A 22,245-nucleotide genomic window follows, 5' to 3' on the forward strand; every position below is an offset into this window, starting at 1 on the left:
GAGCCGGCCGGGCGCGTGCCGCGACGTCGTATGCAATGCGGGCTTAGCGTTTTCGGGCGGCGGGCGTGAGCAATGCCATCGCGACACGGCGCGCCCCGGCAATCGCCGCCGCCTCGCTTTCAAAAATCGCTTCGTCGACCACCTGCTGATACGGCAGCAGATCGGGCTGCGCCGAATGGTTTTCCTCGACCGTGCGAATCGCCACGTAGGCGGCCCAACCGCCGTTGTGAATCCATTGCATCGCGGACAACTCGAGCCGGTACTTGCCCAATACTTCTACGTGCATCGGAATTCTCCTGTGCGACCACTCAAGCGCCTGCCGACGCTTCCAGTTCCGCGAGGCGCTTGCGCAGCGCGCGATCTTCCTGGAAGCGACTGGTTTCGTCGCGAATCACGGCGACGATGCCGGTCAATTCGTTTTGCGGCGAATGCAGCAACGCAACCGTGAAGGCGATCGACAGCGAGCGGCCGTCCTTATGCGCGGCGGGAACGCGTAGCACGTCGTTGCCATAACGAGTTTCGCCCGTTGTCATGGTCTTGTGATAGCCGTCCCAGTGACGGCCGCGCAAGCGCTCGGGGATGATCAGATCCAGCGACTTTCCCAACGCCTCGGCTTGCGTGAAGCCGAACATGCGCTCGGCGGCGGGGTTCCATAACGTGATGCTGCCGGTGGCGTCGGAGATGATGATCGCGTCGCCGATTGCGTTGACGAGCTGCTCGAAGTCGATGGTTGTTGTTTGCATGGTTGGCGCTCCCCTCACAAGTTATGACGCTGATCGTTGAGCCGGATACGGCGTCCGCGACAGACGCCGTATCCGCCAGGCGCCGGCATGAAGCCGGCCCTGCGTGACACCGTTAAACCGCTTTCACTTCGCGCAGATTGAAGATTTCCTGCTGGCTGTAGCCAAGGCTCGCCAGCACTTCGTCGGTGTGTTCGCCGAGCAGCGGCGACGCGGTGACTTCCGGCTTCAGGTCCGAGAACTTGATCGGGCTGCCGACCGTCAGATACGTGCCGCGTTTCTTGTGCGGCACCTCGACGATCGTGCCGCTCGCGCGCAGCGACGGATCGTTCGCCAGTTCCTTCATCGTCAGCACCGGCGCGCAGGGAATGTCGAACTTGCGCAGGATGTCGACCGCTTCGAACTTGGTCTTGTCGGCGAGCCAGGTTTCGATGGTGCCGAAGATATCGAAGATATGCGGTTGACGCGCTTCAGCGGTCTTGTAGGCCGGATCGTCGATCCACTCGGGTTTGCCGATTGCCCTGCAGATCGGCTCCCATGCATGGCCCTGGATCGTGAAGTAGATGTACGCGTTCGGATCGGTTTCCCAGCCCTTGCACTTGAGCACCCAGCCCGGCTGGCCGCCGCCGCCCGCATTGCCGCCGCGCGGCACCACGTCGCTGAATTCGCCGTGCGGATATTGCGGATATTCCTCGAGATAGCCCACGCGTTCGAGACGCTGCTGGTCGCGCAACTTCACGCGGCACAGGTTCAGCACGCTGTCCTGCATCGACACCGCGACCTTCTGGCCCTTGCCGGTTTTGTCGCGGCCGATCAGCGCGGTCAGGATGCCGATTGCCAGATGCATGCCGGTGTTGCTGTCGCCCAGCGCCGCGGCGCTGATGGTCGGCGGACCGTCCCAGAAGCCGGTGGTCGACGCCGCGCCGCCCGCGCATTGCGCGACGTTTTCGTAGACCTTCAGATCGTCGTAATGATGGCCGTCGCTGAAGCCCTTCACCGAAGCCACGATCATCTTCGGATTGAGTTCGTTCAGGCGTTCCCACGAAAAGCCCATGCGGTCCAATGCGCCGGGGCCGAAGTTTTCGACCAGCACGTCCGATTCGCGGACGAGCTTTTCGAGGATCTCCTTGCCCTCGGGTTTCTTCGTGTCCAGCGTCAACGACTTCTTGTTGCTGTTGAGCATCGTGAAGTACAACGCGTCGGCGTCGGGAATGTCGCGCAACTGGTTGCGCGTCACGTCGCCGGAACCCGGCCTTTCAACCTTGATCACGTCGGCTCCGAACCAGGCAAGCAACTGCGTGCACGCGGGACCGGCCTGGACGTGGGTGAAGTCGATGATCTTGATGCCTTCGAGAGGTTTGGTCACTTTGTATCTCCGTGGTTGCTCTGGGTTACTTTTTCATCGCCGCGCTTTGCGGATTCAGATTCGTCAGGCGGCCGCTTTCGGTACCCGCCGCTTCATCGATGACGGCATTGATCAAGGTCGGCTTGCCCGATGCGATCGCCTCGAGCAGCGCCTTCGTCAGTTCTTCCGGCGTGGTGGCGTTGTGGCCGATACCGCCGAATGCCTCGATCATCTTGTCGTAGCGCGCGCCCTTCACGAACACGGTCGGCGCGACGTCCTTGCCCCCGGTGGGGTTCACGTCGGTGCCGCGATACACGCCGTTGTTGTTGAACACGATCGTGCAAACCGGCAAGTCGTAACGGCAGATGGTTTCGAGTTCCATGCCGCTGAAGCCGAACGCGCTGTCGCCTTCGATCGCGACGACCTGCTTGCCGCTCGTCACCGCCGCGCCGATCGCGAAGCCCATGCCGATGCCCATGATTCCCCACGTGCCCGAATCGAAGCGCTTGCGCGGCTCGTACATGTCGATGATGCTGCGCGCGTAGTCGAGCGTATTCGCGCCTTCGTTGACGACGTTGATGTCGGGGCGCGTCTTCAGCACATCGCGGATCGCCCGCAACGCGCTGTGGAAATTCATCGGCGACGGATTCTTGTCGAGCGTCGCGGCCATCTTCGCGAGATTCTTGTTCTTGCGTTCGGCGATCGCGCCCGTCCATTCCGTGCCCGGCTTCCTGAAGCCCGCATCGAGCCCGGCGCGCAGCGCCGCCACGCAGGAGCCGATGTCGCCGATCACCGGCGCGGCAATCGCGACGTTGCTGTCGATTTCGGTCGGCGAAATATCCACCTGCACGAACTTCTTCGGCTCCGCGCCCCACGTCTTGCCCTTGCCATGCGAGAGCAGCCAGTTCAGGCGCGCGCCGATCAGCACGACCACGTCCGCTTCCAGCAGGACGAACGAGCGCGCCGCCGACGCCGATTGCTCGTGCGTATCCGGCAACAGGCCCTTGGCCATCGACATCGGCAGATACGGAATGCCGCTTTGCTCGACGAACGCGCGAATCTCCGCGTCGGCCTGCGCGTAGGCCGCGCCCTTGCCGAGCAAGATCAGCGGACGCTTCGCGCTCTTCAACACATCGATCGCGCGCTTGACCGAGTCAGGCGCCGGCAATTGGCGCGGCGCGGCGTCGACCACTTTGATCAGCGACTGCTGGGCCTTCACCGCATCGAGCGTTTGCGCGAGCAGCTTGGCCGGCAGGTCGAGATACACGCCGCCGGGACGCCCGGACACCGCGGCGCGAATCGCGCGCGCCACGCCGACGCCGATGTCTTCCGCGTGCAGCACCCGATAGGCGGCCTTCGCGTAAGGCTTGGCCGCATTCAACTGGTCCATTTCCTCGTAATCGCCTTGCTGCAGATCGACGATTTCACGCTCGCTCGAACCGCTGATCAGGATCATCGGGAAGCAGTTGGTCGTCGCGTTGGCGAGCGCCGTGAGGCCGTTCAGAAAGCCCGGCGCCGACACCGTCAAACAGATGCCCGGCTTCTGCGTCATGAAGCCGGCGATCGCCGCCGCGTTGCCCGCGTGCTGTTCATGACGAAAGCCGATGAAGCGCATGCCTTCCGCTTGCGCGAGCCGTGCGAGATCGGTGATGGGGATACCGACCAGGCCAAAGATGGTGTCGATGTCGTTCAGTTTCAGCGCGTCGATGACGAGATGGAATCCGTCGGTCGTCTCGGTCGCCTGTTGTTTCAATGTCTCTTCTACTGTCGTGCTGTCGGCTTCTGCCATGACGTCTCTCCTCCGTGACGGGGCGTTGTGTGGTTCGTGATATACAATATTCCACACACAGTATTAGTTCAAGCCTATTTTGCGGAAGAGATGGGATTGCTGCATTGCAGCTTGTACGCGAGGTCTGGATTTAAGGCGTATTCGGGGTAGAAGGTTTGCATTGCACAAACCACAAAGACGGCGTTTTTCTCTGTAGCGCCGGCGGGCGAGCGCCGGATGAAAGGAATTTGCAGGCTGCGTTGGTCGCGGGGTACGCCATGCCCGTGGACGCAAAAAAGCACCGCAACGCTCGACGCGTGACAGTGCCTTTAGGGATGCTCTTCAGGGATTCTTATAGGTACGTGCCGACTGCTGGCTTGATACAGCTAGCGGCTACGCCGCCCCACCAACCAGCCGGAAGCTCAGTCGAGGAAATCGCAGTTGGCCTCGACAAACGCCGCCAGCTCGAGCGAATGCTGGCGCACGAGGCTCTCGACCAACTCGGTATCGCGCCGCTCCAACGCCTCGATAATGCGCATGTGATCGACAATCGAGCGCGATGCCCGGTTGCTTTGCGAAATAGTCATTTTGCGGATCGCGCGGACGTGTACGAACAGATTCTTCATCGTGTCGAGCAGAATCTGCGATTGCGAGAGCTGCACGATCGCCTGATGAAACGCGATGTTCGCTTCCGAATACTCGTCGATATGCTCGGCCGGCGTGGTATCGCGGAAGTCATCGAACATGCGCCTGAGACCGGCAATCTCGCTCTCCGATGCGCGCCGCGTCGCCAGGCGCGCGGCCATGCTTTCGAGCGCCGCCCACATGTAGATCATGTCGACGATCTCTTTCTTCGTCTTGCGCTGAATGTAGATGCCGCGGCGCGGCACCGTGCGCAGAAAACCTTCCTGTTCGAGCAGCGTCATCGCTTCGCGAACCGGCGTGCGGCTTACGCCGAGCGCCTCCGTCAATTCTCTTTCGTCGAGCCGGATCTCTTCGCGCGAGCGATAGATGTCGGCTTCGGCAATCGCCTGCTTCAGCTTTGCGTAGGCCTGGTCGCGCAGCGAAGCCGTCGCGTTGATCGGCTCGAGCGTCAATGGCAACGCCATTGGGCGAACATCGGTTTGCGTATCAGCCATTGACAGTGCTTTCCAGGTTCAAGGTGGCCGTTGTCCGGGGCACCTGTGCTACTCATTGGGCTTTTTATATACCATATATCACATATCTACATAAGTCTAGTGAGTGCGATCCACGCGTATCGACAGACGTGCGGATGCCGCGCGGCCCGCGCTTTACCTATATGAAGAGGGAATGCGGAAAGCGACCCTTGCAGGCGAAGCTGCAAAGGTCGCGACGCGGCGCTGTCGAATAACGCCGTGGAGGGTGTGTTGTCGCCGCCGCAGCTCACGCCACGATGGGACATCACCTTCCGTTGAATCGTGAGCGAGCGACTACAGGCTCACGCGTTGACCCAGGCGAGAGCAGCCAATGGCTACGACCGCGCTTCCGCGACGACCACGCTGGCCGACGCGCTGGAACTGTTCTCGATCCAGCGCTTTCTCATTGGCGCGAGGATGAATTTCGCAGACACGGCCGCCGCGATCGACACCACCGCCGCCGAAATGAACACCGTGCTCCACCCGCCGTTCGCCGACAACACCGAGGCGATCGGCACCAGCATCGACGCAGTGCCCTTCGCGGTGTAAAGCGTGCCCGCGTTAGCGGCGGCGTATTTACTGCCGAACGTGTCCGCGCAGGTCGCCGGGAAGATCGAGAAGATCTCGCCCCAGCACAGGAACACGGCGGCCGCGAAGAACATGAACGCGTACGGGTTATGGCCGAATTCCATCAGCCCGAGCAGCGCGACGCCTTCGCCGAGAAAGATCATGAACATCGTGTTTTCGCGGCCGATTCGGTCCGACAGAAAACCGCACAACGGACGCGTGAAGCCGTTGCACAGATTGTCGATCGACAGCGTCATCGTCAACAGCGGCAGCGTGATGCCCATCAAACTGACAGGCAGCTTGGCAAAGCCGTATTCCTTCGCGATGGGTCCAAGCTGCGCGGTCGCGATGATGCCGCCGGCGGCAACGAACACGAACATCAGATACAGCACCCAGAAGAGCGGCGAACGGATCATCTGGCCGGGCGTGTAGTCGATCTTGGTGGCGACCACGCGCTTGGCCGCGACTGCCGTTGCAGGCGGCTTCGGGCGTATCAGCATGGTGGCGAGCAGCAAAATGCAGACGCCCTGGAAAATGCCGAAGAACATGAACGTGTGCTCGTAGCCCGAGCGCTGAATCATGTTGGCGATCGGAATCACGGTGACGGCCGCGCCCGCGCCGAAACCCGCCGCGGTCAAGCCGGCCGCGAGACCGCGCTTGTCGGGAAACCATTTGAGCGCCGTGCCGACACAGGTGCCGTACACGCAACCTGCGCCGATACCGGCGATCACCGCCGCGACGTAAAGCTCGGTGAGACTGCTTGCATGCGCGTCGATGATCCAGCCTAGCGCCGCGCACAACGAGCCGCCGATCACAACGGGGCGCGGCCCGAACTTGTCGACGAGCCATCCTTCAACGGGCACGAGCCACGTTTCCGTGACGATGAAAATGGTGAACGCCGTCTGAATCGCGGCCTGGCCCCAATGGTGCGCGTTGTCCATTGGTACGACGAACAGCGTCCACGCATATTGCAGATTCGCGACCAGCCCCATGCACACGATGCCGATTGCCAGTTGCACCCAGCGGTTATGCGTGAATGGCGCGGTGCCTCGCTGGGCTACGTTGGGATATCCCATGTCTCCGTCTCTCCTGTGGATTCCGTCGCGCTCGATCGGCGCGTTGGACTGACTGATCGAATTGCCTCATCGCCGTTTGATCTGCTGCGATGAGACGCCAATGGTCGGCCAGAGGAATTGCATTGATGAAAACCCTTGTCCCCGTTGACCGCGCGGCGACTGGAATAAAAGAGTTGCGCGGGCAGCAGGTCTGAAGGCATGCTGCGCGAGAACAGCAATCAGCGAAAGTTAAAACATTTTATGGTTTGCATTAGGTATCCCTAATACGTGGGGTTTGCCCTTACTGAGTAACGTCCATGAGAAACGCGACGCTGCGCCAACTGAAGATCTTCGAGACGGTCGCCCGGCACCTGAGTTTTTCGCGTGCCGCCGATGAACTGTGCCTCACGCAGCCCGCCGTCTCCACCCAGGTCAAGCAACTCGAAGAGCATGCCGGTCTCGCGCTATTCGAGCAACTCGGCAAAAAAATCTATCTGACGCCGGCGGGCTCGGAAATGCTTCACTACGCGCGCTCGATCATCGAACAGTTCCGGGAAATGGACGGTGCGATGGGCCGCTTGCAAGGCATCGCGGGCGGTCAGCTCAACATCGCGGTAATCAGCGCGGGCGATTATTTTTTCCCGCGCCTGTTAGGCGAATTCACGCGGCGCAATGAAGGCGTGCGACTCAATCTCGCGGTGCACAATCGCGAGGGACTGCTGCAACAACTCACGCACAACCTGACCGATCTGGCGATCATGGTGCGTCCGCCGCTCGATCTCGACACGCGCAACGAATCGTTCGCGCCGCATCCTTATGTCATCGTTGCGCCGCCCAGGCATCCGCTGGTCGGCAAGAAGCGCATTGCGCTTTCGACACTCTGCAAGGAGCCGTTCATTGTTCGCGAGAAGGGCTCGGACACCTGGCATTCAATGGAAGAGGGTTTTGCCGGCGGCATGGGGCGCCTCAACATCGCCATGGAAATCCGCAGCACCGAGACGATCAAGCAGGCCGTGATTGCCGGCATGGGTCTCGCGTTTCTGTCCGCGCATACCATCAGCCTCGAATTGCAGGTCGGCAATCTCGCGGTGCTGGATGTGGTCGGCTTTCCCCTGATGCTCGACTGGTACGTGGTGCATCGCAAGAACAAGCGCTTGCCGCCGGTGGCCGCGGCGTTCAAGGACTTTCTGATCAGCGAAGGCGCGGCGCGCATCGCCCAGATCACTCACATCGACGCAGACCTGCTGCATGGGCAGTCCGAAAGTATCTTGAGGGCGACGGTTTAGGGGCGTGCATTTCGGGCTGCATAAACAAAACACTATCGTCATTCACAATAACTTTAACTGTTGTTTATTCGCCGTCGCTTTTATTCTGGGTTCATGCCACCTGTCTGAAGGAGACGATCATGAACCCCTCTCAATTCGACGCTCACGACAGCGCGCTCGATGCCGACATCCAGGCGCAACTGTGCGCCTATAACACCGCTTTCGATGAACTCGGCCTGCGCTTTCGTTGGGACGCCCACACGCTGACGTCGCTGGCCGCAATCGACGGCGAGCAGGCGCGGATCGCCGCTTACATCGAAGCGCACCATGCCCATTTGCTGAATGCGTACAGCGCGGAGTTTCTGAGCCGCGCGATTCTCGAGAAAAAGAACGCGCGCTATCCGGCGTGCCTCGCGACGCGAGTCGAAAACGCACAGCATGTGAACCACGCGACACGTCCGTCACAAACGACCAACCGTCGCGAGCACCTGTCGTACGGCGTGGAACTGCCGGCGCTGGCGGGCGTTTAACGGCAGCGCGCGCTGGCGCACATTGGCTCATCAGCACGGAACCGCGTGCTGCTTGCGTCGGGCCGTCTAAAGCAAGCACGTTCGCTGCGCGCCTGATAGGCCCGTTCGCCCGTCAAGCCTGAACCGACGCCACCACCAGCGCGCCCACATTCGCAATCGCCGCATTGCAGCGCGCCGCATTGCCGCTCGTTTCGGTCAGATAGACGGCCACGAGAACCGGACCGCGTCCCGGCGGCCACAGAATCGCCACGTCGTTCGCGGTGCCGCGATCGCCCGTGCCGGTTTTGTCGCCGACGCCCCAATCCTTCGGCAGCTTCGCGCGAATCCGTGCGCCGCCCGTCTCGTTGGCGGCGAGCCACGCCAGCAATTGCGCCTTCGACGACGACGACAAACGCTCGCCCAACACAAGCTCGCGCAGATTGCCGAGCATCGCGTTGGGCGTGGTCGTGTCGCGCGGATCGCCGGGAATGGCTTCGTTCAAGGTCGGCTCGTTGCGATCGAGCCGCGTGATGCCGTCGCCCAGACTGCGCGCGAATGCCGTCAATCCCGCCGGACCGCCCATGCTCGCGAGCAACAGATTGGCCGCCGTGTTGTCGCTGAGCGTGATCGCCGCCTTGCACAATTGCGCGACGCTCATGCCGGCCTCACCGGTACGCTCGCGGATGTGTTGGCTCGTGGCCGGCGAATACGACACGAGATCGCGTTGAGAGAACACGATGCGCCGCTGCAAATCCTCCTGCCCGCGATCCGTGCGTGCCAGCACGGCCGCCGCCGCCAGCAATTTGAAGGTGCTGCACATCGGAAAGCGTTCATCGGTGCGCAAGCCGGCATTCAAGCCCGACGTCGTATCGACAATCGACACGCCCAGTCGCCCACCACTTTCCGCCTCGATGTCCTTGAGCCGTTGACGAATCACATCCGCCTTGGCCAAGCCACGCCCCGGCGCCGTCGCGCCTGTCTTCACCACTTTCGCGAACGCGCCGGCACTGCCAACCGCAACCCCAGCTATCGACGCACCCAGCAATGCACCCGCGAATTTCCGTCTGGTTATCATTTGCCGCTCCTTGTGTGAGCCGCAACTATCGGTTTTCCGCGAGCCGCTGACAAACGATGATAAGTTAGCCGACCCACAAGAAAATCTTATGCCTTCGCCATGAGACCTTACCTCCCGTTGAACGCGCTGCGCGCCTTCGAATCGTCCGCGCGGCATTTGAGCTTCACGCGCGCCGCGTTTGAACTGAACGTCACCCAGGCGGCCGTCAGCCAGCAGGTCAGAATGTTGGAAGAGCGCCTGGGCACCGCGCTCTTCAAGCGCCTGCCGCGCGGCCTCGCGATGACCGACGAAGGACTCGCGCTGCGCCCGGTCCTCACCGACGCGTTCGATCGCATCGAGGCCGTGCTCAAGCGCTTCGAAGGCGGCCACTTTCACGAAGTATTGACGGTCGGCGTGGTCGGCACGTTCGCGGTGGGCTGGCTGATGCCGCGCCTCAAATCGTTTCGCGACGCGCATCCGTTCGTCGAATTGCGGCTGCTGACGAATAACAATCGGGTCGACCTCGCCACCGAGGGCCTCGACTTCGCGATCCGCTTCGGCGACGGCACGTGGCCCGGCTCGCTCGCGACCCGGCTGCTCGATGCGCCGCTCGCGCTGCTGTGCACGCCTGAAATCGCCGCGCGTCTATCGGCGCCGGAGGACCTCATCAACGAAACCTTGCTGCGTTCCTATCGCGCCGACGACTGGATGAGCTGGTTCACCGCAGCCGGCATTCCGCCGCGGCCGATTCGCGGACCCGTGTTCGATTCGTCGCGGCTGATGGTGGAAGCGGCGATGCAGGGAGCGGGTATCGCACTCGCGCCCGCGTTGATGTTCGATCACGAGATCAACACCGGGCGGCTAGTGCGCCCCTTCGAGGTGGAAGTGCATGCAGGCAGTTACTGGCTCACAGGATTGAAGGGCAAACCGATGACGCCGGCCATGCTGCAGTTCAGTCAGTGGATCGTCGGGGAAGCGGCCTCGGGTGGACAAACCCGGCAAACCCGGCAAACCCCGCAATACCCGCAAAGCGCTTAGGCAAGCGCCCTGCGCAGATGGCCGTTCATTGCAGGCCGCTCGGCTTGCGGCGGGAACACGTTCCACGAACCGTCGTCATGGCGAAAGAAGAAGATCGACAGCAAGCCGCCCGGCCGCAGCGCTTCCACGCAAACGTAACGCTGATGTTGCGAAGCGCGGTGGCAAAACTGCACGACGCGCGCGGGCATCGAGGGGGTCGGTGCGAGCCATTTGTCGACGGCCCAGTGCAAGGTTTTTTCCGCTGCTGACATGACGTTCTCCTTGAATCGTTGAATGCCTGAATGCTTTCCTGCTGGTTCACATCAACTGAGCGGCAACCGGAGCACCGTGAGTGCCCTTCGCTCCACTTTCGACAAAAGCCTTCACGAGACACACCAGCGCGAGCACGCCAACGCGCGGATGCCGCAAGCAGCAATGCACCTGTTCGCTACGGCTTTCGCCGAGCAGGCACCACGCGCAGAAGTGCTCGCAGTTATTGGTCAGCAGGCGATAGTGGTTTTCGCCGAGACGGGAGCGCGCACGGCGCACCGCTTCATCGCCGACGTAGCGAGCGCTCGGCGCGGCGCGCACCGCCAGCGGATGACCGGCGGCGAAGCGTTCCAATTCCACTTCCTCGACCGGGCCGCGATGCGCCGAACCTGCGAAGCCCGAGTAATGCACCACGCGGCCATTGCCCACATAAATGCCGTGGTGTTCGTAACCGCGCCGTTGCGTGACGAGGTGCGCGCCGATCGGCAGGTCGATGGTCGATTCATCGCCGCCTTCGCTGCTCGTCTGAAGAAGATCGGTGTTCATGGCTGGCCTCGCTTCGATTTCCAACACTGTTGCGAGGTTATTTGCATCATCCGGGCCATGCGCCGGAAAGCCTTGATTTAAAGGACTGAGAGAGAGAATGACGCGCTCAGGGCGAGCCGGGTGTGGGTTGCAAGCCGACAGAATTCGCGCCGATGTGTTGGCGAACGTCGATCATCCATTGCAATCGGCGTCGGCGCTTTTCGTCTATGGATGACAAGCCGCGAGTCGCCTGAATGTGTTGGGTGTCGCACCGCTTCGAGTTGGATCGTGTTGGCTACAGGCCAACCTGTGAACGCCGCCATGACCCTGCGCGGCGTGCGTCGGCGCGCGCAATCGCCTTGCCATCAACGTGTTGCGAAAACGGGGGAACGCGAGCCGCGAATTGGCATGGCACTTGCACCATCATGCTCAGATCCATTTAGACCGCGCGCGTTGCGCACGCGGCAACCGGAGAACGACATGGCTTCGATTACAGTAAGCGACCTCTCAGTGAACCTCGCGCTCGACCGCAAGGCGATGGCGGCAATTCGCGGCGGCGGCGGTGCACCGTGGGTATACGGCTGGATTCAACCCTATGTGCGGGAAACGCCTAGCATCGGGCCGGTCGTCAACCTGTACGAGGTCTCCAACAACTTCTATGCTAACCAGATGATCAACCAGTTCCAGTCGGTCGACGTCCGCAACACCGGCGCGAACTCGAACATCACGGTTTCTCCCGACGCCCGCAGTAGAAACGATATGGTGTAGCCGTTGTGACCTGCGCGAGCCAATTTCGCTGGACGTCGTCCGCGCGTTCCGACGCGGGACGCATTCGTGAAATCAACGAAGACGCCTGCCTCGACCAGCCCGAACTCGGACGCTGGGCCGTCGCCGATGGCATGGGCGGTCACGCGGTTGGCGATCTGGCGAGCCGGCTCGTGATCGATTCGCTAAGCCGGCTCGCGCCGCCGCTCAGCATGAAGAGCTTCGTCGCCGACGCGCGCACGCGGCTGCAAAAGGCCAACCGCCAGTTGCGCGACGAAGCCGCGCGCCGCCAGGTGCAGCGCATCGGCAGCACGGTTGTCGTGCTGCTTGCGTGCGACCGCTTCTGCGCCTATGTCTGGGCCGGCGACAGCCGCCTCTATCTTTATCGCGAAGGGCGCTTGCGGCAATTGACGCGCGATCATAGCCAGGTGGAAGCGCTGAAGTCGCTCGGCGTCATCACCGACGAAGAGGCGCGGCATCATCCGGCGCAGCATATGATCACGCGCGCGGTGGGCGCCACCGACCTGCTGGAACTCGACGACGACGTGATCGAAGTCGCGGACGGCGATGTCTTTCTGTTATGCAGCGACGGTCTGAGCAACGAGGTCAGCGACGACGAAATGCTGGCGGTGCTGACGGCGGCGGCGTGTGAAAACGCCTGCGAGGAACTGGTCGATCTGGCGCTCGCGCGAGGCGGCCGCGACAACATCACCGCCGTCGTGGTGCGGGCCGAAGATCCGTATGCATCCGACAAAACCTTGTTGAATCCCGCGCCTTGAATGCGCCGCTTCCAGGCTTCAACTCTCGCTGTCTTCCTCGTCGCCTTCATCAACGCCGTTCCTGCCTGTAGGCGGCATGTTCCGATTGCGAAAGTCCTTCGAATGCAGGCCGTGCTTCTTCAGCAGCATCTGCAAGTGCGAGCGGTTCATGTCGATGCGCCGCGCCAGTTCGGCCACGGTGCCGCTCACTTCGCGAAGGCCGCGTTCGAGAAAGGCTTTTTCGGCGTCGTCGCTGGCGGCACGTTTGGCATCGCTCAACGACATCAGATTCGCCACGCTGATCGGCTGCTGACCGGCCGCCGACGCATTCGACAGAGCAGCAGCCGAACCCGGCGCCGTGGGCCGCATATCCACCGGCAGATGATCGACATCCGCCATGTCGCCCGCGAGGCACGACACGCGATACATCACGTTGCGCAGTTCGCGGATATTGCCGGGGTACGCATAATTCAGCAGGAAGTCGCGCAGACGCGGGGTTAATCGCACGGGCCGGCGCTTCAACGTGCCGGCGGCCTCGTCGCCGAACCATGCGATCAGCAGCGGTATTTCGTCACGACGCTCGCGCAGCGGCGGCAACGTAACGTGGATCACGCTGAGCCGGTAGAACAGGTCCTCGCGAAATTTTCCCTCTTCGCTGAGCTGCCGCAGATTGCGATTGGTCGCCGCGACAATGCGCGTATCGACGGCAATCGTTTCGTCGGAGCCCACGCGTTGAATCTCGTGCGCTTCCAACACGCGCAGCAATTTCACTTGGCCAGCCAACGGCAACTCGCCGATTTCGTCGAGAAAGATCGTACCCGTATGCGCGCTTTCGAATTTGCCCTTGCGGTCATTCGAGGCACCCGTGAACGCACCCTTGCGATGCCCGAACAACTCCGACTCCAGCAGATTGTCAGGAATCGCGCCGCAGTTCACGGAGATGAACGGCTTGTCCGAACGCGAGCCGTTCGCGTGAATCACTTTCGCCATCAACTCCTTGCCGGTGCCGCTTTCGCCGTCGATCAACACCGGCAAATCGGTGGGCGCGGCTTTCTCTGCGATTTCGAGCGATTCGAGCAGGCGCGGATTGTCGCCGAACGTCCCTTCGAAAATAAAACTGCGTTCGAGCAGCGCCTTCCTGCGCGCGCCGCGCGACTGGTCGACACGCTCCTCGGGTTCGGCGGCCACCGCCGCTTGCACGAAGCGCTCCTTGTGCGAAAGCTGCATGACCTCGTCGCGCAGCGAAGTGGCTTGCCTGAGCAGCTTGTCGATATCGGCGCGCTCCAGCCGCGACGACCAGCGCAGCGTCGAGCGCAAAATCTCGATCCGCTCGATCAGGCCCGCGTACGAAATCGCGGGGCTGGCCTCTTCGATCTGGTCGAGTATCTTCATCATCATGCACTCAACTGTTTCTGGACCAGTTGGTAATACATGCCGCCGCGTTGAATCAGTTCCTCGTGACGGCCCTGCTCCACGATTGCGCCTTCGTATAGCACGAGAATCTTGTCCGCCCGCATGATGGTGCTGAGCCGATGCGCGATGATCACAGCCGTGCGGCCCTTCAGAATGTCGTGCATATTGCCGAGGATATTGCTTTCCGATTGCGAATCCAGCGCGGAGGTGGCTTCGTCGAATACGAGTAGACGCGGATCGTGATACAGCGCGCGCGCAATGCACAGCCGCTGAATCTGTCCGCCGGACAAACCGATTCCGCGTTCGCCGACGATCTGCTCGTAGCCGAGCGGCATCTTGCTGATAAACGCATGCGCGTCGGCCATCTTCGCGACTTCCTCGATGCGGCGCCGGTCGGGTGAATCGTCGCCGCTCGCGATGTTCTCCGCGATCGTGCCGGAAAAGAGCAGATTGCTCTGCATCACATAGCCGATCTGCGCGCGGTAATAACTTTTATCGACCACGCCGAGATCGTAGCCGTCGATGCTCATCTTGCCCTCGCTCGGCGTGTAGAAGCCGACCAGCAATTTGGCGAGCGTCGTCTTGCCCGAACCGCTGCGTCCGACGATCGCCACCAGCTCGCCGGGCTTGATGTCGAAGCTGATGTTTTCCAGCACGTAGGCCGAATCGTTGTCGCCGTAACGGAAATAGACGCCGCTGAAGCTGATTTCGCCTTGCAGTTCCGGCAGCATCACGCGCGAAGGCAAGTCCTGCGGCTTTTGCTCGGGCTCGATGTCGAGCACGTCGCCCAAGCGCTCCATCGCCACACCCGCGTCGTTCAGCATGCTCCATAAGCCGACGAGTCCCATCAGCGGACCCAGCACACTGCCCATGAACGCATTGAACGCGATCAACTGGCCGATCGTCATTTCGCGCGCGAGTACCAGATTCGCGCCGACCCAGAGAATCGCAATCGTCGTCGCCGCATTCAGCAACTGGCTGCCGAGTCCGACGAGAATATTGAAGGCGTGCGCGCGGTATTGCACTTCCAGCGCTTTCGCGTACTTCTTCTCCCAGCGCAATCGCACTGGCCGCTCGATACCCATGCCCTTGATTGTCTCAACGCCCGCTAAAGCTTCCATCAGGAACGACTTCGAATCGGTCGACGCGGTGAACACCTCGCGCGCATAGTTCTTGATCTTCGGCGTGGCGAGCAAGGTCAGCGCCATGATCGGAATGACGAATGCGATCAATACCAGCGTCATCTTCACGTTGTAGACGAACATGATCGTGAAGTAGATGAACACCATCAGCAGATTCAACGCGGTCGTCACCGTGGATTCGGTCAGGAACGCCCGAATAGTCTGGTTTTCCTGGAAGCGCGCGAAGATGTCGCCGGTCTTGCGCTTCGCGAAGAACGAAAACGACAGCGACATGGTGTGCTTGAAGAACTGCGACATCATCGCGAAGTCCATGTTGCGCACCATGAAGTTCGCGAGATATGCGCGAATCGTCGACATCAGTTGCGAAAATACGTTGGCGATGATCAAGCCGCCTATCAGCAGATGCAGCAGGCTCACGTTCTGATGCACGATCACGCCGTCCAGAATGTTCTGGATGATCAGCGGCGGAATCACGCCGAGTACCTGAATCACGAACGTGGCGAGAAACAGATGACCCAGAATCTTTTTGTACGGCCTGAGGTAACCGACAAAGCGTATCCACGGCGAACGCGAGGCCGACATTTGCAGCAGATGCGGCCCGCCGGTAAACAGCAGACACGTCCCGCTCCAGCCGCGCTCGAAATCCTCAACGGCCATTTTTCTGAAGCCGATCGCCGGGTCGGCCACCCATACGTATTCCTTCGAGAGACCGTACACCACGACGTAGTGGTAACCCTCCCAATGCACGATGAACGGCAGATCGAAGCCGCGCAACGAATCGAACGTGCACTGCACGCCGCGCGCCGTGAAGCCGAGCGATTCGCCCGCGCGCGCGAGACTGTCGAGCGTCGCGCCCTGAGTCGTCACATTGGCGAGCTCGCGCAGTTTGCCGAGCGTCATCGGAATGTTGTAGTGCCGGCACACCATGGCAAGGCAGGCGGCGCCGCAATCCATTTCCTCGGCCTGCTCGACCAGCGCAAAACGCTTGATCACCTTCTCGCCGAATTCCGGCTTGCTTTGCAGATCGAGCATCAGCGGCAGCTTGCGCCGCTGTTCGAGCCGCTTTTGCCGCTGCAATTCGCGGTCGCCGTAACGAATCCGCTCGTCCAGTACTTCGCGCAGTTTCGGATTGCGTTCGAGAATGAAATGAACCGTGCGCTCGGGAATCACCAGCAAGCGCGTATCGGTGCTCGCCACCACCGAGGCCATCTGCTCCTGGCGCATCAAACACGCCTTCTCGCCAAAAATCTCGCCTTCGCCGAGCGTGGCGAGCGTGTAGTCGTGGCCTTCCTCATGACGGACGATGCGCACTTCGCCTTGCCGCACCACGTAGAGCCGCCGGTCGTCGCGTCCGTCCTGCTTGAGAATCTCCTTGCCCGCGGACACCCGTTTCACGCCGACACTGCGCACATACTCTTCGAGTTCCGCCTTGTTCAGTTTGCCGCGCAAGTCGAATAACTGCGCGACGAAGCCGCCCGCCGAATTGATCGCCACATAGCTGGCGACAAACGCCAGCGCGGCGGGATTGCCCGCCATCACCGGTTCGATCGCGGCGCGCGGAATGAACAGCAACTCGGTTTTCGCGGACGCCCGCACCGACGCTTCGTGAACATAGGCGCGCAACATCGCGATGTCGGCGAAAATCTCGCCGGCCTTGCGCACGCCCATGCTGGTTTCCTTGCCGTGTTCCTCGGTGAAGATGCGCACGGAACCCGAGCGAACCACGTACAGGCCATCGGCCGTCTCGCCCGCGGAGCACACGGTTTCGCCGAACGAATAGAAGCGCGCCTGCGCATATTCGGCAAGACGCTCGATTTCGTCGCGCGAAAACGGCGAGAGAATTTCCACCGAGGTGAGAAACTCCGCGGCGGAGGGCGCGGTCTGGGGTGCATCCATGTGCTTGCGGACCTCGATTCGGCTTTGCGTTGCGTCGTTGTTTAAAAAGCGCGCGGATCGGCTAGCGCGCTTCGATCACGTGTTCCTGGGCGCGCGCGATCAGCCAGCTTTCGCGCAACAGCCGCTTCACCTCCGAGGCGACGTCCGCATCGAGCGTGGCCGGGTACTTGGCGGTCACGGCGAAAATCTCGAAGCACGAGCGATCCGCCGACGGAAACGGCCCAAGCAGATCGCCCACCGCCGCGTTGAAAATCTTCGCCTCGATATCCGGCTTCAGCGAGCCGCGCAGCACCTTGCCGATCACGCCGCCCGCTTCGCGCGTATCCGCAATGGAATGCTCGCGCGCCATGTCGGCGAAACTATCGGGATCGTCGCGCAGATACGAGATCATTTCCTTCGCCTTGCCCTCGCTGTCGAGCACGATGTGGCTCACCTCGATCGCATCGAACTTCGGCGAGTTCAGCGCGAAGTAATCCCTGATCGCCGCCTCGTTGCCGACCTGGTCGAGCATCTTCTCCTGATACAGCCCGTCGGTAATGAACGCCTCGAATTCATCGAGACTCACATTCAGCGCATCGAGGTACTGATTCATATCCGTCGCGCGATGCAAGCCGCGCACGCGGCGAAACTGATCGGCGCGCTCCTGGATTTCTTCCGCGCTCACGGCAATGCCCTGCTTTTTTGCCGCATGCACCGTGAGCTTGTCGCGCACGATCTGTTCGATGAGGCTCTCGAACTGGCCGGTCAATTTCAAAAGACGGATGAATTCGCCCACGCACACCACCTCATCATCGATTCGCACTATCTCGGTCATGTCATCCGCTCCTTTAATTGACGTGTGATCCGCGCGGTCAACCCGCAACCTGTCTGAACGGATCGAGACCCAGATCGATCAGGCGGCGCTCGCGCACCACGATCTCCGCGCTGGCCGTCATGCCGTAGCGCAACGGATAACGCGTGTCGGCGATCTGGTAGTAGTTCTTTTCGAGTGTGACGCGGCCTTCGTACACCGGCTGCTTGTCCTGCAAGGACGGCTTGGTGGCCGGCGAAATATAGGCGAGCGTGCCGCTGATCAAGCCATAACGCTGGTACGGAAACGCATTGAATTTCAGCTTGACCGGCAAACCTTCGTGCAAAAAGGCCCGGTCGTGTTCGGCGATCTCGATCTTCAGCACGGGCCGCGCGTCTTTCGGCGCAATGCCGCCGAGCGGCGCGTTCGCCTGGATCTTGTCGCCGCGCTGCGTCGACGTGACGTCGGTGATGACGCCCGCGACCGGCGCGAGAATCAGCAGAAAATTGTCCTTGTCGATGTTCTCGAAGCGAATTCGCGCGGCGGCTTCCGACACGAGGCGCGCCGTTTGCAATTGCAGACGCAGCTTGTCTTGCGCGTCGGTGATGTCGCGCACCGCCGCGTCATATTGAAGTTGCAGATCGACGGTTTGCTGGCCGCTGGTTTCGAGTTGCGCGTTGGCCTGCGCGTATTGATGGCTCAGGCGGAAATCCAGTTCCGCGAGTTTCGATTGCGCGACCCGGTACGCGTTGTCCGCTTCCATCGCGGCGGTGCGTTTCTGCTCCACCTGCAATTCGGCGATGCCGCCACCGCCTGGCTGCGCGAATAACCGCGAGTAGCGGTCCAGTTCCTGACGCGCCGCCTCGCGCGTGCGGCGAGCGTTGTCGAGCACGCTGCGCGCTTCGTCGAGCTCGGCCTTCTGTCCTTCGGCGAGCTTGGTCGTGCCTTCGGAGAGACGGTTTTCGTGCTGGCGCGCCTCCACTTCCAACTGCGCTTTCAGCGCGGCCGCCTTGCGCTCCATGAGCGCCTTCTTCTCGGGAAACTGTTTCCAGTCGCGCTCGGCGTCCTCGAGTTTCAACTGCGCTTGCAGCGCGTTGCTGGCCGCCTCGATCGCGCCGCGCGCATTCAGCCGCGCCAGCACGTCGCCTTTCGACACCGGTTGGCCCTCGGCGATATACAGGTCGGCCAGTTCGCCGTCGATCGGCGCATAGATGCGGCGCACTTCCGATTCCGGCGACAACGTGCCCTGGGCGCTGACGATCACGTCCGCGCGCCCCACGAACGACCACAGCAAGCCGGCCAGCACCAGCGCGACCATCGCCCAGATCAGCGCGCGCGCGAGCCGCACCGGTTCGGCGGTGAGAATGGCGATGCCTTCGACGCTGTGATCCTCCAGCGCCTCCGACAACGGTCTAGGGTGACTGTCGCGTTTCACTCTGCTCGCCTCCGATCAACGCCAGCTTCGCCTTCAACAGTCCGGGGTCCAGCACCATGCGCAGTTCCGTCAGTGAACGGCGCTGCAAATTCGTTTCGGCTTCGACGTCCGCCAGCAGGCGGTCGAAGTCGGCGGGGTGGTCGGCCTTCAGTTGCGTGTAGATGCGCATGCCTTGCTGCGCCGCGGCCTGCGCCTCCGAAAGCAGACGCGCCTCATTGCGGAAACCCGGCGAAATCCCCGCTTCGAGCCGTTGCGTGCCGCCAATCGAACCACTCGCGCGGTATTGCTTCCACAGACTTTGTGCGCGCAGCAGCAGGTCTTGCGCGCGAGCCAGCGCTTTGTCGTGCAATGCTGCGACGTCTTTCTGGATCGACTGCACGAACCACGCGTCCGCCGTCGGATCGAGACTCGCGTAAAACGACAGCAAGCGCTGGTCGTAATCCTTGCCGCCGCGCGTTTTCTGCAAGTCCGCGAATTGATCGAGCAGCGCTTTCTTGTGTGACAGTTCCGCCGCGAGCACGTCCGACCACTGACTGGCGGGCATCGCCTGCAAGCCGTTCAATGCCTGCTGTGCGTCGCCGCGCTGCCACGCTGCGCTCACCGCGTCATGACGCGCAATGACATCCGCTGAAGGCAGCCGGCTTGCCGACAGTTGCTCGAACTGCGCCTGAAACGGCGGTGTGCTGAAGCGAGCCTTCTTCAACATCGCGAGCAGGGGTGTCAGTTGACGGCTGACCGCCGCGTTCAGCAAGTCGGTGTAGACGCGCAAGTCCTCGCGCAAGCGGTCGAGCCCCGCGAGACGCGGATAGCGCTGCGCATAATCGTCGAGCACAGGCGGCAGCGCATCGGGTTTGTCGCGCGCCAGTTCGGTGCGGATCGTTCCGTTCAAGCGGTCGATGGCGGGGAGGTACACCGAATCGTCGCTTTCCAGTTTGCGCAGATGGCTCAGCGCCTGCGCGTACGGCTCCGCGAACACGGGCACGTATGAGGCGATCCGGTCGAGCGTGCGCTGATGGTTCTTCGCGTCGTCTTCCCAGCGTTGCAGCAGGCCGCTAATGACGGCCTCGTCCGCGTACATGCGGATAGGCGCATCCACGCCGCCGCGCCCGGCGACGAAGCGTTCGAGATCGGCCACCCATTGCAATTCGCCGACGAGGGATGCGGCGTCCGCATTGTTCGCGCTCAACGATCTCATCTGCTTCAACTGTGCGTCGGCCCCGTCGAACTGCGCCTTTTGCAGTGTGTTCAGCCAGGCGGGGAGCTTCGCCTTCAGCAGCGCCTCGCTCGCGAGCGCGCTGATTTTCGTGTCCGCCGGATGGCTCGCGAGATAGCCGTTCGCCGCCGCCACCGCGCTGGTGTAGTCGCCGCTCGCCAGCAGGTTCTTCAATTCCCGCTCCGACGATCCGCGCATGTACAGCGCCGCCGATATCGCCAGCAGCACGACGACGCCCACGCCGCCCCATCCCGCGATGCGCTTCAGCATCGCCCGATCGCTGCCGGCGAACGCCTTGGCGAGTTCGCCCGTCAGCAGGCGCCAGCGCCGCGTTGCGCCTTTTCCAGCGTGCGCGCTGTTCGCTACGTTCGCGCCACCTGGGCTTTTGGCATCGTGGGCGCCATTCGTGCCGTGCGCCCCTCGCGCGGCGCCGGTCGGCGCGTCACGCTTCGCATGCGCGGAGACGGACTGCGCCGCCTCGTTGACTTCGTCCTCGCGCTGTAGCCCTGGGTCCACGCAAAAGATATCGAGGAACGAATGCGCCGCGCCGACGAATGTTGTCTTGTCGGCATCGGCAGCTTCTTCGACGGCCGGGTTGAGCAATAGCTGGGTCACGGTGGGCTCGACTTCAGGCGCTTTGTGCAGCGACACCCTGTAGACGAAGTGGTCGCCGCCAAATGCAACGACGTCGCCTTCCGCCAGCGGCACGGCCGATTCGTCCAGGCGTCTTCCGCCAACGAACGTACCGTTGGTGCTGCCGAGATCCTCGACGTACAGCTCGCCGCCCTTCATGAAGATGTGCGCGTGACGCCGCGAGATGTAATTGACCTGATGCGGGTAGCGCTCTTTATAGCGCGAGAAGATCTCATCGGCCTTGCTGACGAGGAACGGAAACGCATGCACCTCGACCGGTTGCAGCCCGAGATCGTCACGCTGCGGCACGAGCAGCAAGCCGGGCACGGGCGCTGAACTTGCCGCCGCCACGATGCGCGCGCGCGGCTCGATGCCTACCCTGTAGCAGAGTTCGCCGCCGAAGCACAATTCGTCGCCGGCGCGCACGCGGGCCGGTGTTTGCCGCACGGCGTTGCCGTTCAACGTCGTGCCGTTCTTGCTGCCGAGGTCGGCGACGTATACCGCGCCATGCTCCGTGAAAACCCGCGCATGGCGGCGGGACAGGCGCGCGATCCGTTCGGTGGGGTAGTCGGTGAACGGCGCCTCGCTGCGGCCGATCGCGAACAGACTGTCGACGATACGGATCGCGTCGAGCGGCGGACGCTGCGCGCACGCAACCGGCGACAACACCACGTCGAACGCAGCGTCTACTGTCGCGCGCATCTCAGCAATCGGAGCTTCGCCGGCGGCCATTTTATGCGGATCGCTAATCGTCTTCGCGCTGCGTGAGGAACGCGGCGAAAACGGAATAAGGGACGACGGCGAAAAGACAATGTTGTTGGTGTGAGCCGAACACAATTCGGCCCCTCAATGATTGTAAGTCACGCATCGCAAGAGTCAATTTCGAATGTGGTTGATCAAAGCGACGAGCGCGCCACATCGAGCCGAC

19 protein-coding genes are annotated in these 22,245 nt (G+C 62.0%); 5 read left to right on the forward strand and 14 right to left on the reverse strand.

All coding sequences use genetic code 11. From position 1 onward, the window contains the following. Positions 1-43: 43 nt before the first annotated feature. From BUE39_RS11160 to oxlT, 6 genes are all read right to left on the reverse strand, one after another. Positions 44-286, reverse strand: a complete 243-nt coding sequence (locus BUE39_RS11160) for a hypothetical protein (protein ID WP_073428718.1) — start codon at positions 284-286, stop codon at positions 44-46. Positions 287-308: 22 nt separating this feature from the next. Then, positions 309-743, reverse strand: a complete 435-nt coding sequence (locus BUE39_RS11165; RefSeq protein ID WP_073428719.1) for a PAS domain-containing protein — start codon at positions 741-743, stop codon at positions 309-311. A gap of 112 nt (positions 744-855) precedes the next feature. Further along, positions 856-2,106 (reverse strand): formyl-CoA transferase, encoded by a 1,251-nt coding sequence (frc, locus tag BUE39_RS11170; RefSeq protein ID WP_073428720.1) that lies wholly within the window; start codon positions 2,104-2,106, stop codon positions 856-858. A 25-nt stretch (positions 2,107-2,131) separates the two neighbouring features. Beyond that, positions 2,132-3,874 carry an oxalyl-CoA decarboxylase gene (oxc, locus tag BUE39_RS11175; RefSeq protein WP_073428721.1) on the reverse strand — a complete coding sequence of 581 codons (1,743 nt, stop codon included), beginning with the start codon at positions 3,872-3,874 and terminating at the stop codon, positions 2,132-2,134. Positions 3,875-4,275: 401 nt separating this feature from the next. After that, positions 4,276-4,992 carry a GntR family transcriptional regulator gene (locus BUE39_RS11180; protein WP_073428722.1) on the reverse strand — a complete coding sequence of 239 codons (717 nt, stop codon included), beginning with the start codon at positions 4,990-4,992 and terminating at the stop codon, positions 4,276-4,278. A 353-nt stretch (positions 4,993-5,345) separates the two neighbouring features. Further along, entirely contained in the window at positions 5,346-6,653 is a 1,308-nt protein-coding gene (gene oxlT, locus BUE39_RS11185) for an oxalate/formate MFS antiporter (protein WP_073428723.1), read from the reverse strand. A 296-nt stretch (positions 6,654-6,949) separates the two neighbouring features. On the opposite strand from oxlT, the gene BUE39_RS11190 reads away from it, so the two are divergent. After that, positions 6,950-7,918 (forward strand): LysR family transcriptional regulator, encoded by a 969-nt coding sequence (locus BUE39_RS11190; protein WP_073428724.1) that lies wholly within the window; start codon positions 6,950-6,952, stop codon positions 7,916-7,918. Between the two features lie 119 nt (positions 7,919-8,037). Then, positions 8,038-8,427 (forward strand): hypothetical protein, encoded by a 390-nt coding sequence (locus BUE39_RS11195; RefSeq protein WP_073428725.1) that lies wholly within the window; start codon positions 8,038-8,040, stop codon positions 8,425-8,427. A gap of 112 nt (positions 8,428-8,539) precedes the next feature. Here BUE39_RS11195 and bla read toward each other — a convergent pair whose 3' ends face one another. Then, the gene (gene bla / locus BUE39_RS11200; protein ID WP_073428726.1) at positions 8,540-9,481 is read right to left on the reverse strand and encodes a class A beta-lactamase; all 942 of its coding nucleotides are present in this window, start codon (positions 9,479-9,481) and stop codon (positions 8,540-8,542) included. Between the two features lie 99 nt (positions 9,482-9,580). Between bla and BUE39_RS11205 the strand changes: the two genes are divergently transcribed. Continuing rightward, complete coding sequence (locus BUE39_RS11205; protein ID WP_073428727.1) at positions 9,581-10,498, forward strand: LysR family transcriptional regulator; 918 nt, start codon at positions 9,581-9,583, stop codon at positions 10,496-10,498. Here the strand turns inward: BUE39_RS11205 and BUE39_RS11210 are convergent. Together BUE39_RS11210 and BUE39_RS11215 are read right to left on the reverse strand one after the other, a co-directional pair. Further along, complete coding sequence (locus tag BUE39_RS11210; protein WP_073428728.1) at positions 10,495-10,749, reverse strand: hypothetical protein; 255 nt, start codon at positions 10,747-10,749, stop codon at positions 10,495-10,497. The two genes, BUE39_RS11205 and BUE39_RS11210, sit on opposite strands and share 4 nt — an antisense overlap. A gap of 46 nt (positions 10,750-10,795) precedes the next feature. Continuing rightward, the gene (locus tag BUE39_RS11215; protein WP_073428729.1) at positions 10,796-11,293 is read right to left on the reverse strand and encodes a lecithin retinol acyltransferase family protein; all 498 of its coding nucleotides are present in this window, start codon (positions 11,291-11,293) and stop codon (positions 10,796-10,798) included. Between the two features lie 459 nt (positions 11,294-11,752). Here BUE39_RS11215 and BUE39_RS11220 point away from each other — a divergent pair, with 459 nt between their 5' ends. Continuing rightward, on the forward strand, positions 11,753-12,040 hold the full coding sequence (locus BUE39_RS11220; protein WP_073428730.1) for a hypothetical protein: 288 nt from the start codon (positions 11,753-11,755) through the stop codon (positions 12,038-12,040). 5 nt (positions 12,041-12,045) lie between these two features. Further along, entirely contained in the window at positions 12,046-12,816 is a 771-nt protein-coding gene (locus tag BUE39_RS11225) for a PP2C family protein-serine/threonine phosphatase (protein WP_073428731.1), read from the forward strand. A gap of 18 nt (positions 12,817-12,834) precedes the next feature. Here BUE39_RS11225 and BUE39_RS11230 read toward each other — a convergent pair whose 3' ends face one another. The 5 genes from BUE39_RS11230 to BUE39_RS11250 all read right to left on the reverse strand — a co-directional run bounded on the left by BUE39_RS11230 (position 12,835) and on the right by BUE39_RS11250 (position 22,049). Then, positions 12,835-14,190, reverse strand: coding sequence for a sigma-54 interaction domain-containing protein (locus tag BUE39_RS11230; RefSeq protein WP_073428732.1), 1,356 nt, complete (start codon positions 14,188-14,190; stop codon positions 12,835-12,837). Next, positions 14,190-17,246: a peptidase domain-containing ABC transporter gene (locus BUE39_RS11235; RefSeq protein WP_073428733.1), complete on the reverse strand. Its 3,057-nt coding sequence runs from the start codon at positions 17,244-17,246 to the stop codon at positions 14,190-14,192. The genes BUE39_RS11230 and BUE39_RS11235 overlap by 1 nt, the downstream gene beginning before the upstream one ends. Positions 17,247-17,307: 61 nt before the next feature. Next, positions 17,308-18,060: a peptidylprolyl isomerase gene (locus BUE39_RS11240; protein ID WP_073428734.1), complete on the reverse strand. Its 753-nt coding sequence runs from the start codon at positions 18,058-18,060 to the stop codon at positions 17,308-17,310. A gap of 37 nt (positions 18,061-18,097) precedes the next feature. Beyond that, complete coding sequence (locus BUE39_RS11245) at positions 18,098-19,471, reverse strand: HlyD family efflux transporter periplasmic adaptor subunit (RefSeq protein ID WP_073428735.1); 1,374 nt, start codon at positions 19,469-19,471, stop codon at positions 18,098-18,100. Then, a complete protein-coding gene (locus tag BUE39_RS11250) occupies positions 19,449-22,049 on the reverse strand; it encodes an FHA domain-containing protein (protein WP_073428818.1) in 2,601 nt (866 codons plus the stop codon). The genes BUE39_RS11245 and BUE39_RS11250 overlap by 23 nt, the downstream gene beginning before the upstream one ends. Positions 22,050-22,245: the final 196 nt, after the last annotated feature.

It is taken from the genome of Paraburkholderia terricola (genome assembly GCF_900142195.1).
GTDB classification, from domain to species: Bacteria; Pseudomonadota; Gammaproteobacteria; order Burkholderiales; family Burkholderiaceae; genus Paraburkholderia; species Paraburkholderia terricola.